This window comes from Streptomyces pseudoechinosporeus, from assembly GCF_054783935.1.
Map to the genome: position 1 here is coordinate 18759 of NZ_BAAGPS010000073.1, position 12188 is coordinate 30946.

The window sequence follows — 12188 nt, forward strand, 5'->3', positions numbered from 1 at the left end:
GTGGGCTCGCCGACCGAGTCTGCGATGGAGGAACAGCACCCCCGCCGGAGCTTGAGTCGCGGCAGGCAGGGGCGCTGCTCACATCTTCAGGCCGCGAGACCTGCGAGGAAGACGAAGGCGCCGCCGATCGCGGCGAGGAGGAAGGAGAGCTGGACGAAGCGGTGCTTGCGCCAGGCGATCTTGCTCATGTTGATGAGCTGGTGCGACAGCACCGGCAGGATGTCCTTCTGCTGCAGAGCGGTCTCAAGATCGTCCGGCTTCCAGAACTGCAGGTGCCCGAAGTAGATGAAGCTCTGTCCGGCCTCGTGTTCCAGAACCGAGCGGGAGCGGAGCCGGGGGGCCACGACGAGGACGGCCAGGACCGCTCCGACCAGGATCAGCACCGACCCGGTCCACAGGAGCGCTCTGGCCCCCCAGCCGTGGAGATTCCCGAACAGGTGGCCGTCATCTGACAGAGCCACGATGCCGGCCACGGCTGCGGACTCCAGCGTGAGTGCGAAGGATGCCTTCGCATCGACGCGGGCCGTCCACTCTCCGATCGCGGCGTGGATCCGCCAGGCCGTCTCGTGCGACTCCGGGGTCGAGGTCACAGCGGCCACGTCCAGCCCGACTTGTAGACGGTCAGGGTCTCGCCGCCCACCTCACGGGTGTACGGGCCGTCCCACATCAGCTTCTTGTCGTCGCCGGTGCCGCTGTATTTCGAGCTGTCCGCCATGTTCTTGAAGACGGCCTCCGTGATGTACGTGTGGTACGTGCCGTTACGGATATCACTGAGTTTCGCGGCCACGTTGGGGGCCCGGCCGATGGATACCAGGTCGTTGCTCCCGCGGACGCCGCCGCGGACGATCAGCGCGGTGCCGGAGTCGATGCCGACACAGTGCTTCACGACGAAGCCCTGGTTCTTGATGGACGGCAGGTTCGCCTCCACTTTGGGCCGCACGATTTTCGTCACGGCGTGGTTGATCTGCAGGGCGCACTTCGCTGCCGAGGTGTTCTTCGTCGAGCCCATGAAGATGGCCATGACGCGGTCGCCGTCGAAGCTGCGGATCTCGCCGCCGCGCGCCTTGATGATCCGGCAGGTGGCGTCGAGGTAAGCACGTATGACCTTCGCCGCCGTCTTCCTGGTGAAGTCGCGGGCCAGGCCGGTGGAGTCAGCCAGGTCCGCGTAGAGATAGACGGCGTCGACCTCCACGGCACCGTTCTTCAGCTTCACATCGGCCGTGGAGGGCACCACAGTGCCCTTGCGGGTGTCCCAGTCCGAGCACACCACATCCGTGACGGCCTGGGTCACTTCATCTGCAAGACCCATCAAGGGCTCCAATCCGCGCATCGGTTCAAGGCGCGGACAAGCTAGCAGCAAGGTCTGACATTCACGCCCCGCCGCCAAGAACCGGCTGGCAGACGTCGGTTGTCAGTGCCCGGTGCTACCTTGCCCCGACTTGACGCGAACGCACTATGGGAGCGGCTATGGGCCTGAAGGGCACGATTGAACAAAGCCTCCGGGACCTGGTCGGATACGACTGGCAGATCCGAATCGGCACCACCGTGCCACAGACGGAAAAAGTCGTCTTGCGCAACGGTGCTGTGAAGCTCGACGCCGTCTATCTCTACGCGGACATGATGGGCTCCACCCAGTTGGTCAGCGACTTCAAGCCGGAGACGGCGGCCAAGGTGATGCGGGCCTTCATTAGCACGGCATGCCGCGTAATCCGGTACTACGACGGCCACATCCGCAGTTTCGACGGCGATCGCGTCATGGGGATCTTTGTGGGCGACAACAAGAACACCCGGGCAGTCAACACAGCCCTGGAGATCAAGCACGCCACAGACACGTACGTGCGACCGGCCCTGGAGAGCCGGCTTCCCTCACTGCCCCAGCAGGGCTTCGTACTCAGCCACGTGACCGGCGTCGCTTCTGGCCCCGTGTTCATCGCCCGGGCCGGAATCCACGAACACAACGACCTCATCTCCGTCGGCACCGCAGCCAACGTTGCGGCGAAACTCAGCGACATCCGCGAGAAACCGCAGCACCGCACCTACATCACTCCGGTGGTCTTCCGGACCATGGGATCCAAGCGGAAGATCTGGAATGGGCAAGAGCTGTGGGAGGCACACACTGCTGACGTAGGCGGCGAAGCAACACCCGTGTACCGGTCGTCGTGGGGCTGGACAATCTCATAGCGCGCCGGGCGCCATCCGACGCCACAGTTTCATCTATCCAGCGGCAACGCATTGATCAGGACTCATGGTTGGGGCATGACATCCTGGTCGACGTCGGCATCAGCCTGGGCCAGAACCTCGGCGGCCGGGGCCAGCACACTGATGAGTCGGCCCGACCGTACGCCGGGAGCACCTCTCGTAACAAGGCACGGAAGAACGGGATCACGATGCGCCTTCGGAAGCCCTGAAGCTCCGTGCTGAAGGACGCACGAGGCCACCTCAAGCAGCCACCAGGCGGACCCGATCGCCGCAGAGCTTGGCCATGTCGTCGATGTCGGACGTCAGCATGACCACCGGACGCTGCTGCCGCAGGGCAGCCACGGCCGCGTCGATGGCGTACTTGTGACCGTGCAGCCCTGCCCCCATCAACAGCGCCGAGGCCGCCTTCGCCTCCTCATCGCCCACCGGGATCACTCGCAGGCCAGACAGCAGCCAGCCGAGCCTGGCCTTGTTCGTACGGGCGCGGACGGCCTCGATGATGGTGAGGGAGCAGATCACCACCTCCATGCCCCGCGACCTCGCCTCCGCGACCAGCGCCACCACCGTCTCGTCATCGGCAAGCAGCTTGGAGAGCCCCTCGCTGTCCAGGACCAGCGTCCCCTCGTGACTCAGCTTGCGGCGGGCCACTGGTCTTCCTCGGCGAACACCTGCCGCGCCTGCTGCCGCGCCTGTTCGGAGACCGCCCCGTTGCGGCTCTCGTAGGAGCCTAGGGGAGTCGAACCCCTGGCATTTGCACGGCTGGACCGTTCCGCCGCAACTTGCCCGCTTCTGGCACGACAGCCCGCAGGCACCGAGCTGACCATTGACCGCATGCCCGTCGCGTAGCCAAACAGCGGTCACGCAATCCTTCCCAACCCGAGGCGCTGAGCCGTCCCGGACGCGAGCTTGCGGGCCCCTTCGACTCGGCGCTTGCCGTACTGGGCCATGGTGTAGCCCGGCGAGTGATGCCTCACGTTCGCGGAGACCTCCACAGGGTTCTCCCCCGCGTCCAGGTCATTGGTGACCTTGCTGTGCCGCCAGTCGTGGATTCGGAACCGCTCGGGAAGGTCCAGCCGCGCCCGTGTGGTCCGCCACCGAGCACTGACCTGGCCGGCGTCCTGCGGCCCTCCAGGGGGAATCCCGTCCTTGCGGATCCTGTATCCGTCTCGCGCGAAGACAAGGCCCTGGTCCACCCAGAGTGCGCCGAGCTCCTCCCTCCACATCTGCTGGCGCTCCCACTGCACCTTGAGCACGCTCATCAGCGCCTGATCGACGTAGATGATCGCGTTGTCGTCACCGTCCTTGGTCAGGCGCCGCAGGACGCTCCTGTTGCCGACCTCGACGACGACCCACTCCAGTTCGATAGCGCAGTCGTCCCAGTGGACGAGGTCCCACATCATCCCCAGGGCCTCACTGCGGCGTACACCCGTTGCCGTGTACGTCGTCCACAGCGGAGCATCACGCGTGCAGAAGTGCAACGGCCCGCAGCCACGCCGCCCGCACGGCGCCCAGATGTCCCCGAGGAACCGGGCCGTTGCCGCGTCGTCGAGAGTCACGAACTTGCGCTGCTGCGACCTGATCTGCCGGCTCGTGGGCGGATTGGCGGTCGCCGCCGGATTTACCGGGATCAGCTTCTTCGCGACCGCGGTCTCGAACGCACCCGACAGGATGTTATGGATGTGACGAACGGACTTCGCTCCCAGCGGCTTTCCTCGGTTCGTCGGACACGGCACCGTCTCCAGCATCCGATACAGGGCATCCAAGTCGTCATCCGTGACATCCTTGAGCCTCTTCGCCCCAAGGTACGGCTTTATGTGGAGACGGATCTTCGGCTCGTACCCTCCCCGGGTCGTGTCTTCGACGCGAAGGCCGTCGAACCACTTGTCCAGCCAATCTCCGAACTTCATGTCGGACCGCGTGACAACAGTCCCGGCTTCGCGTTCCGCCAACCACTTGGCGAGGGCCCTCGCGGCCTGCGTCTTGGTCGCGAACTCGCGGCCGATCCAGGAGCGGACCTGCTTCCCTTGAGCCTCATCGAAGTGGAGCGGCGTTCGCACCCCCCAAGTGTTCGGCTTGCCCTTTCGGGGGATTTCGACAGGGGTACTCCCCTGACCGTTACCTCTTTTGGGCACTCATGACCTCCTTTTCCTGTCAGGCCAGTACACGACTCAGTCCGCCGTGTGCGCTACGGCTACACCGCCCAGCACAGCCATGTGCGAACTCCTCAATGGTCGCGACGATTGCCGGTTTGGCTAACCGGCAATCGTGGTCTATGTTGCGCGCGCCCGGGAGCCAGGAGGGCAGCTGTCGCACCGTCCGCGACGAGCACCAAGAGCCCGTCGCGGTGAGTCGGCCGAGGCTGCGAGCCACTACGGGCCCGGGTGCGCTGACCGCCCGGGAGGTGCTGCGAGTCGCGGCAGCCAAGACGAACGGCAACAGGCGCCGCCCAGTGCCACACACGACCTGATCCGCCCGCAGCCCGCGCATGCCGAGCCAACAGCGTGCCGCATGACCAACGCGTGACCAATAGCGGTCAGGAACAGCCAGAAACACCCAGATGAGGGCCGATCCAGACGGCAAACGGGAACCGACTCCTGGACAACAAAGTGCCTGGTCAGAGGCCCTCTTCGGCTTGGTCCGCCCAGGGGTGGCGGCCCCGGCCGTCTCCGCGGTTTAGCGCTCTGAACTGGGGCTTTGCGCGGATTCCGTGACCAGCGCGACCAGCGCGTGACCAGCGGGCCGGACGCCTCAGGTGATCCTGTCCAGCACGATGCACTGAGCTGCCCTGGGCGTGGGCTTGCGGACCCTTCGACTCGATGCCGACCTTGGTGGGCCATGGTGAAGCCCCGGTGAGTGGTGCCTCGCGTTGGCCGGGACCTTCGCGCGGTTCTCCCCCGCGTCCAGGCCGTTCGTGACCTTGCTGTGCCGCCAGTGGTGGATGCGGCTTCTCGGGGAGGTTCAGCCGCTCCCTGATGGAGCGTCATCGGGCGCTGACCTGGCCGGCGTCCTGCGACGGAGTTGACTTCTCTGAGCCAAAACCCGTGCCCCACGTGATGAGGCGCACAAAGCGTCGTGCCTCCCGACCGGACCGTGAGACGGGCCCGACTGCGGACACCGTTCAGGCAAGGCTCGCGAGAGGGGCGCTCGGGTGCCAGGCGACGGGCAGGACGACGTCGACACCATCGCGGCGGGCCAAGGGCAGCAGCCGCCTCATCGTGGCATCGATGTCGTCCAGGAAGTAGGGCATGGGCCGCAAGGGCCGGTGGAGGCCGACAAAGAAGTCGTCCCAGTGCACCAGGATGACGCGGCGAGCCCCGGTCGCGACCACCACCTCGTCCCAGTAGGTGTCCAGGAACTCGGGCGACTGCCGGCCCAGGCTGCCGATGCCCAGATAGATGACGTCGGCGTGCCGCCCTCGCAGGGCGCCGGGCCGGAAGTTCGCACTGGCGTGCAGCAGGATGCGGCCTGCCGGATGAGCGATCAGCACACTGTAGGCGGTGCCGGTCTTCCAGGCGCCGGCACGGGCCGGGGGAATGAGAGGCTCGTCGACGGTACCGGGACAGCGGTCCCCGGGGCTGTGCACGGAGTTCAGGAAGGTGAGGTCGAAACGGCCGTAGGAGACCGTGGGTTCGTCTGCGACCACGCGCAGGGACGACTCCGGCACGCCCAGGCCACGGCCGATGTTCGCGGTGGAGTGCGAGCCGACCAGCTCCGCGCCGGTCTCCAGGGTCCACACCGGCGCATCCAGGGCGTGATCGTAATGGGAGTGAGCGCAGACCACGGCGGCCAGATCCTCCACCCGCAGTCGGGCGATGGCGGACCGTACGAGGGAGCGGTCAGGTCCGATCTTGCCCGTGGCGACGCGCAGCATCCCGGGGCGGGTAACGAACCCGTCACTGAGCACCGAGGTCTCGCCGTCCGACAGAAGCACGGAACTCGTGCCCAGGAAGTGGGCGACCAGCCCGTCCTGGCCCGCCGTCACGGTCTGCTTGTAGGGCAGATAGGGGCGCAGACTCGGACGACCGACGGGCATTCTCATGCCGGCATTCTGATCTGTCGCATGGGCCTGCGCACGACCGCCCCTGGTAGCCGGCCCACCCACGGCCGCTCCAAGCCCCCGCGTCGAGGAGGCGTGACCAGGCCGACGGCTTGCTCTCCGTGCTCGCGGCCAGCAGCTGCCCGCCACGGGCATACGGTGAGGCGGTCTGCGCCATGAGTCGCTGAAAACGGCGGCGACAGGTGCCCCAGGAGTACCCGGTCTTCGTCATCGCCCGTGACGAGGACACGGTCACCAGCAGATGGCCGTCGGTCCGGAAGGCCGGCACTGTGGGCCAGGGCCGGTCGCAGGTAAGGGGCGGTCCGCTCGTGTCTGCACGTCATTGCTGTTCTGTCTCTCCGTTCCCTTCCAGGAGCGGGAACTGCACTCCGGTCAGTTCCCGCGAGACGGTCCACAGGTGGCGCTGGAGAGCTGCCTCGTACGACTGGGCGCTCGATGTGACGACCGCGGGGCGGCCCCTGAACCCGCCGAATCCGTCCGGGCCGTAGTACTGGCCGCCGACGACCTCCGGATCGGTCGCCGCCCGCAGGGTGGGCAGGGCGCCCATGGCCGCGCTCTGGCTGATGAGCGGCCGGGCCGACGCGACCGGATGGGCGAGGTCACCCTGAGAGAGATCCACCAGACCGCCCGGACGCTCCTGGTCACCAAGGGATCGGCGGCGGTCACGATCAACGCGGTAGCACGCGAGATGGGCATGAGCGGTCCCTCGCTCTACCACTACTACGCGGGCCGGGACGCCCTTGTGGACGCGGTGACCGCGGGCTTCTTCCAGGAACTGGCCGAGGCCATGGAACACGACCGCGACAAACACGCCGACGCCCCACTCGTGGAACGGCTCCCGGCCGTCTGCCGCGCGATGCGCTCCTGGGCCGTGGCCCATCCCGCCGAGTTCGAGTGGATCTTCGCGAGCCCCATGAGCGGCGCGCAGCACGAGCCCGACTCGGCCCGCTTCCAGGCCGGCCTGCGCTTCGCCTACGTCCTGCTCGACATGCTCATCGAGTTGTGGAACACCCAGCCGTTCCCGGTGCCGGACCTGGACGAGCTGCCCGAGTCCCTGCGTGAGCAGCTGCGCACCTACTCCCGCCTGATCGACGGGCGCCTGCCGCCCGAGGCGGTGTACGTGTACGTGACCAGCTGGACCAGGCTCTACGGACTGCTGTGCCTGGAAGTCCTCCACCAGATGGACTTCGTCCTGACCGACATGGAACCGCTCTTCGAACAGTGCCTCGGCGAACTGGCCGTGGCCCTCGGTCTGAGCACGGAGCCCTGACAACTCTCCTGCCGGGGCAGCTGGCCTCAGCTCTCACAGCTCGCTTGGCGTCACGTCCCGTAGAGGGTAGGCAGATCGACCAGGAGGAGGTCGTCACGGCGGTCGGCCAGGTCGACCAGGTCGGGATAGAAGCCGTGCAGCGAGTACAGAGCCAGCGTGGTGGCAGCGGTGTCGTACCCCTGATCGGCGAGCAGGGCACGGATACGGTCCAGGCGCTCCAGGTCACCGGTCCCACGGCGCGCGGCGGTCGCCTTGGCCTCGCCCAGCAGCGCGATCCTCGCGCGGGGAGCCTGCGGGCGCTCGCCGGCCGCCAGGGCGATCACGTCGACCTCGTGCTTCGTCCGGGCGGCCTGGTCGGCGACCTCGGTGGTGCCGACCGGGCCGGGCAGTCCCCCGGGCAGCAGGGTGTGAGCGTAACGACGGGTGAAGTCGCGGGCCAAGTCCTCGAAGTGCGGTCCGAGGATCTTGGAGTTGAAGGTCGGGGTGGCCTGCTGCCACGCCTGCTCGGCGAAGCCCTGCTCCACGGCTGCGGCCTGCGGGAGGGTGATGAGCTGGTTGAAGCGGATGACGGGGTCGGCGAGGGTGATGACGGGGTGTCTGGAGCGGAGGATGTCCTGTTCCCGCCGGATGTAGCCGGTGGATTCCAGCACTCCGAGCGGGTGAGCGACGGCGTTGCGCGGGCGCTCCAGGGCGGCGCCGATCTTGCTCGGGGTAGTGGCGCCCTGTGCGATCGCGGTGAGGATGTCGTAGTACAGCGTGTGCTGTGTGATCCTCGGGTCCTCGCGCAGCAGGTACTCGGTCTCGGTACGCGAGTACACCGCCCGCCCCGGGTCGAGCAGCGTCCGGGCAAGCCAGGTGTCGAAGCCGTCGTCCGGATGCGGCCGGGCGGCCACCGGCCGGTAGCCGGGGGCCCCGCCCAGGACCGCGTGCACCTTCAGAGCGGTCAGCGGGTCGGCGATCTGCCAGAAGGCCCGGCTGCCACGGTAGTCGAAGGCACCCAGCCGTAGATCGACCACGGCTCGTCCCCGCAGCGGCTTGGTCCCCGAGAGCAGTTCGTGCATGACGCTCATCGCGGAGCCGCACAGGATCAGCCGCGGACCCGGCCCGGCACCGGGCAGGGCACCCCGCTGGCGTTCGTCGTAGAGCTGTTGCAGCAGCCCCGGGATCTCGGGCGAGTGCTGGAGCAAGTACGGCAACTCGTCGATCACCAGGAGCGGGTGCGGCGAACGGGCGATCACATCAAGGGCATTGGACAACACGTCACGCCAGTCGGACAGACGCAGACTCCCCGGCCGCAGGCCGGCGTGGGCGGCGACCGCGTCACTGAACCGCTGGATCGCGGGCAGCCGCCCCTCCTCCCGGACCGCTGTGACATACAAGCCGCCGACCTGTTCGGACAGGGCCTGCAGAAGGTACGACTTCCCATGCCGCCGCCGCCCCGACACGATGCCGAGCCGCATCGCCGGATCCGGATCAGTGAGGAACTCCGCGAGCAGATCCCACTCCCGGTCCCGGTCGACCACATCGTCCGGCTTGGCCGGCAGCCCCTTCTTCACTAGCTCTCCCACATCTCGACCACGACGGAATATGTCTAATTCTACTTCGACAAAAATCGTCGCACTGGAATTCACCCCTGAGCCAGGCTCGCACCACCACCCTCACCGAACGAAGCCAAGCCGACGCGGCGCCCCGACGGCCCACAGGGGCTGACCGACGGTTGGACAGGTGACCAGCGCGTGACCAGTAGCGGTCAGGAACAGGCAGAAACACCTAGATGGGGGCCGATCCAGACGGGAAGCGAGAACCTGCACCTGGACAGTAAAGTGCCTGGTCAGAGGCGTTTCATGCTTCTGTCAGGCCAGGGGTGGCGGCCCCGGCCGTTGCCATCGGCTGTGGTCACGTTGCCGTCGCAGACGCCGGGCCATGTTGATCTCCGGACATCTCCGGGCACATCGCCGTTGTTCTCCGGGCGCATCGCCGCACCGATTCAGTTCTTCGGGCCCTTGGTGGGGCCGCCGCCGGGGTTCTTCGCGGGTTCGGCCGCCTTGCCGGGCTTGCTCGGCTCGGCTGGCTTGTTCGGAGTGGTCGGCCTGTCGCCCGTACGGGGGTCCGGAGGGCCCGGCTTCTTGACCGGCCGACCGGAGGGCCCGGCCTCGTGGTCCCGGGCGGACGGCGGACGGTCGGAGGGTGTGGCGGAGAAGCCGTCGCGTTGCCCGGGCGTCCCGGGCGTGGCGCCGGGCTCCTCCGCAGGCCGGTCCGGTGCGCTCTTCGAGGGCCGCGGTACGTCGCTGTCGTCGCCCGAGGTGCCGACCGAGCCGATCGACGCGATGGCCACCCCGCCGAGGGCCGCGCTCGTCACCAGCGCGGCCAGTGTCGCCCGCAGCGAACGCCCGAACCTTCGCCGGTCCCATGGCCGCCAGTCGTCCCGCCGCCGGGTGCGCGCACCGTGGGCTCCCGTCTGCCGTGCGGCGCGGAAGGCGGCGAGGGCCCGGTCCTGGGCGCCGGGATCGAGGGAGTCGGCGCGTACCGCGGCGGCGAGGAGGGCCTCAAGGGAGGGGTCGTCGTGTCGTTCACCCATGCCCGAGTCCGCCCTTGCCTAAAGATCTGTTGCCGTTCATCCCGACTCCCCCAGCGTGCTCGGGCCGTCATCCGTCACACCTTCGGCGCCCAACTGACGGGCGAGGGTCTTCAAACCCCGGTATGCGGCGGTACGTACCGCTCCAGGACGTTTGCCCAGCACGCGCGCCGCGGCGGGGCCGTCGAGGCCGACCACGACCCGCAGCAGTACGGCCTCCGCCTGGTCCCGCGGCAGTCGCGAGACCAGCTCCAGGGCGTACTCCGTGGAGATGGACTCCAGTGCCTGGTCGTGCGTGTCGTGTACGCCCGGGAGTTCCAGGACGTCCTGTTCCAGCACCGACGGCCGCGGCCGGACCTTCTGGCGTCGCAGGTGGTCGAGCGCCCGGTGCCGGGCGATGGTCGCGGTCCAGCCGCGGAACCCGGCCCCGTCCCCGCGGAACCGGCCCAGATCCCGGGCGATCTCCAGCCAGGCGTCCGAGGCCACGTCCTCCGCGTCGTCGCCGACAAGACCGCGCAGATAGCCGAGCAGTCCGGGCTGCACCAGCCGGTACGCGACCGAGAAGGCGTCCTCGTCCCCTTCTTGCGCCCGCGCGACGGCTATGCCCAGTTCCCCGTCGGCCGCCTGCCCGCGGTGGGGTTCCCCTCCCTGGCCCAACACTGTCCTCGTTCGCACCGAGTTCGTACCGAGATCCGCGCCACGCGTCATTGGATCGCCTTGAGGGCGTGCGCTGGGCGTGCCCCCAAGGCGATCAGCGCCGGGACGTCCAGAAGTGTCACAGCTGCACGAACGCGGGGCAGCCTCCTCGGATCCCCTCTCAGACCCGCCCGCGGGCCCGCCGCGACACGACCGCGCGCAACACGCGCCGCCCCTCCGTCGACAGGTCCAGAGCCTGCCGCAGACTCGCGGCGCCGCCACCGGACAGCAGCTCCAGGATGGCGATCTGGCGGCGCAGTTCGACGGCGACGAGGGGCGACATGTCCTGCGTACGGCCCTCGCGGCGGGCCGACACCGAGGCCGCGCCGTCGTCCGACGCGTCCAGCAGCCGGTGCACTTGGAGGGCGGCGACCGAGCAGGCGTCGGCCCATGCGCGCAGGTTCTCGGCGGAGCGCTCCAGGGGCGCGGCGTCGAGCATGCGGTGGGCGAGCGCGGCGGCCTCGCCCTCGGCGGAGACGTCGCGCTCAGATACGTCCGGGGCACCGAGCTCCGCCCGGGCCCGCTCCACGCACTCGCCCCACTCCTCGGCCTCCGCATCCTCGGCGAGGCTCGCCCACAGCGGGCGCAGCACCTCGTCGTCACCGCCCAGCAAGGGCATGCAGCGGTCCAGGCATGCCAGACCGCTGGCGGCAAGACCGCGCTCGTCGGCCTGAGCGATCAGTTCCACCAGGCTCATCCACGCCTCCCTACGGTGGGGCGCCTCTTGTTACGGAGCCCGCACTTCCCCTTACTGCGTCCTCCGTGGCCGGAACGTCACAGTACGGAGTGGCCGGATCTCGACGCCTCTCAGCTGCGCATCACCCCGAGCCGGTCCAGGAACTGGAAGAAGAGCATCTCGGCCGAGGGGTCCGCGTCCGCGGTGAACACCTCGAGAAGCTGCTCCTCCGGCACCGTACGGCCCGACTCGGCGGCCCAGGCCACGGCCCGCTCGGCAGCGTCGCGCGGCTCCAGGAAGTAGTCGTCGACCGTCAGCCCATTATCGGCGCCCCCTAGGTATCCGGCCATCGCGTCCCGTGCCAGGCAGCTCGTCCACGGCCCGCTCTCGGGCGCGGCGGCCTCGACGACCACGCAGTCACTGTCCATGACGTATCCGAAGAGCGCGGGCGCGCCCGTCTCCTCGGCGAGGTGGCTCATGTTCCCCACATCACCGGTGCCGTCCCCGATCGGGTACTCCCACACCTGCCAGCCGTCGTCGGCCCTCTCGTGCAGCGTCAGCCCCTTGGCCTCCGACAACGCGTCCAGCTCGGCGAGCGGCGACTCGCTCCTGCCGACGACGTAATACCCCCAGTAACCCATTCCGGCTCCCCCGGCATCGCGGATCTTCTCAGCCTCAAATCCATCACAGTCGTACGGCCGTTCGCTACCTAAAC

Annotated in this window: 13 protein-coding genes; 2 read left to right on the top strand and 11 right to left on the bottom strand. The window is 68.3% G+C overall.

The window, feature by feature from the left end:
* Nucleotides 1-86: 86 nt before the first annotated feature.
* Together ACYVO6_RS41920 and ACYVO6_RS41925 are read right to left on the bottom strand one after the other, a co-directional pair.
* Entirely contained in the window at nucleotides 87-590 is a 504-nt protein-coding gene (locus ACYVO6_RS41920) for a Pycsar system effector family protein (protein ID WP_461070903.1), read from the bottom strand.
* Nucleotides 587-1309, bottom strand: a complete 723-nt coding sequence (locus ACYVO6_RS41925; protein ID WP_461070905.1) for an adenylate/guanylate cyclase domain-containing protein — start codon at nucleotides 1307-1309, stop codon at nucleotides 587-589. Before ACYVO6_RS41925 ends, ACYVO6_RS41920 begins: the two co-directional genes overlap by 4 nt.
* Before the next feature lie 158 nt (nucleotides 1310-1467).
* On the opposite strand from ACYVO6_RS41925, the gene ACYVO6_RS41930 reads away from it, so the two are divergent.
* On the top strand, nucleotides 1468-2181 hold the full coding sequence (locus tag ACYVO6_RS41930) for an adenylate/guanylate cyclase domain-containing protein (RefSeq protein ID WP_461070907.1): 714 nt from the start codon (nucleotides 1468-1470) through the stop codon (nucleotides 2179-2181).
* Between the two features lie 258 nt (nucleotides 2182-2439).
* On the opposite strand, the gene ACYVO6_RS41935 is transcribed toward ACYVO6_RS41930, so the two are convergent.
* The 4 genes from ACYVO6_RS41935 to ACYVO6_RS41950 all read right to left on the bottom strand — a co-directional run bounded on the left by ACYVO6_RS41935 (nucleotide 2440) and on the right by ACYVO6_RS41950 (nucleotide 6875).
* A complete protein-coding gene (locus ACYVO6_RS41935; RefSeq protein ID WP_461070909.1) occupies nucleotides 2440-2847 on the bottom strand; it encodes a DNA-binding protein in 408 nt (135 codons plus the stop codon).
* 209 nt (nucleotides 2848-3056) lie between these two features.
* On the bottom strand, nucleotides 3057-4256 hold the full coding sequence (locus ACYVO6_RS41940) for a tyrosine-type recombinase/integrase (protein WP_461070911.1): 1200 nt from the start codon (nucleotides 4254-4256) through the stop codon (nucleotides 3057-3059).
* A gap of 1061 nt (nucleotides 4257-5317) precedes the next feature.
* Nucleotides 5318-6238, bottom strand: a complete 921-nt coding sequence (locus ACYVO6_RS41945) for an MBL fold metallo-hydrolase (RefSeq protein WP_461070913.1) — start codon at nucleotides 6236-6238, stop codon at nucleotides 5318-5320.
* A 337-nt stretch (nucleotides 6239-6575) separates the two neighbouring features.
* Nucleotides 6576-6875, bottom strand: coding sequence for a hypothetical protein (locus ACYVO6_RS41950; RefSeq protein ID WP_461070915.1), 300 nt, complete (start codon nucleotides 6873-6875; stop codon nucleotides 6576-6578).
* On the opposite strand from ACYVO6_RS41950, the gene ACYVO6_RS41955 reads away from it, so the two are divergent.
* A complete protein-coding gene (locus ACYVO6_RS41955) occupies nucleotides 6846-7526 on the top strand; it encodes a TetR/AcrR family transcriptional regulator (RefSeq protein ID WP_461070917.1) in 681 nt (226 codons plus the stop codon). The genes ACYVO6_RS41950 and ACYVO6_RS41955 overlap by 30 nt on opposite strands.
* A gap of 50 nt (nucleotides 7527-7576) precedes the next feature.
* Here ACYVO6_RS41955 and ACYVO6_RS41960 read toward each other — a convergent pair whose 3' ends face one another.
* The 5 genes from ACYVO6_RS41960 to ACYVO6_RS41980 all read right to left on the bottom strand — a co-directional run bounded on the left by ACYVO6_RS41960 (nucleotide 7577) and on the right by ACYVO6_RS41980 (nucleotide 12114).
* Nucleotides 7577-9082, bottom strand: a complete 1506-nt coding sequence (locus ACYVO6_RS41960) for an AAA family ATPase (RefSeq protein ID WP_461070919.1) — start codon at nucleotides 9080-9082, stop codon at nucleotides 7577-7579.
* A gap of 431 nt (nucleotides 9083-9513) precedes the next feature.
* Nucleotides 9514-10104 carry a hypothetical protein gene (locus ACYVO6_RS41965; RefSeq protein WP_461070921.1) on the bottom strand — a complete coding sequence of 197 codons (591 nt, stop codon included), beginning with the start codon at nucleotides 10102-10104 and terminating at the stop codon, nucleotides 9514-9516.
* 36 nt (nucleotides 10105-10140) lie between these two features.
* Nucleotides 10141-10758, bottom strand: a complete 618-nt coding sequence (locus ACYVO6_RS41970; RefSeq protein ID WP_461070923.1) for an RNA polymerase sigma factor — start codon at nucleotides 10756-10758, stop codon at nucleotides 10141-10143.
* Nucleotides 10759-10918: 160 nt separating this feature from the next.
* Nucleotides 10919-11494, bottom strand: coding sequence for a hypothetical protein (locus tag ACYVO6_RS41975; RefSeq protein WP_461070925.1), 576 nt, complete (start codon nucleotides 11492-11494; stop codon nucleotides 10919-10921).
* 110 nt (nucleotides 11495-11604) lie between these two features.
* Nucleotides 11605-12114, bottom strand: a complete 510-nt coding sequence (locus tag ACYVO6_RS41980; RefSeq protein WP_461070927.1) for a hypothetical protein — start codon at nucleotides 12112-12114, stop codon at nucleotides 11605-11607.
* Nucleotides 12115-12188: the final 74 nt, after the last annotated feature.

Excerpts from the sequence above, each read along its gene's own strand:
- ACYVO6_RS41925 (WP_461070905.1), bottom strand. The coding sequence starts at position 1,309 with ATGGGTCTTGCAGATGAAGTGACCCAGGCCGTCACGGATGTGGTGTGC.
- ACYVO6_RS41930 (WP_461070907.1), top strand. The coding sequence starts at position 1,468 with ATGGGCCTGAAGGGCACGATTGAACAAAGCCTCCGGGACCTGGTCGGA.
- ACYVO6_RS41945 (WP_461070913.1), bottom strand. The coding sequence starts at position 6,238 with ATGAGAATGCCCGTCGGTCGTCCGAGTCTGCGCCCCTATCTGCCCTAC.
- ACYVO6_RS41955 (WP_461070917.1), top strand. The coding sequence starts at position 6,846 with ATGGGCGAGGTCACCCTGAGAGAGATCCACCAGACCGCCCGGACGCTC.
- ACYVO6_RS41965 (WP_461070921.1), bottom strand. The coding sequence starts at position 10,104 with ATGGGTGAACGACACGACGACCCCTCCCTTGAGGCCCTCCTCGCCGCC.
- ACYVO6_RS41975 (WP_461070925.1), bottom strand. The coding sequence starts at position 11,494 with ATGAGCCTGGTGGAACTGATCGCTCAGGCCGACGAGCGCGGTCTTGCC.
- ACYVO6_RS41980 (WP_461070927.1), bottom strand. The coding sequence starts at position 12,114 with ATGGGTTACTGGGGGTATTACGTCGTCGGCAGGAGCGAGTCGCCGCTC.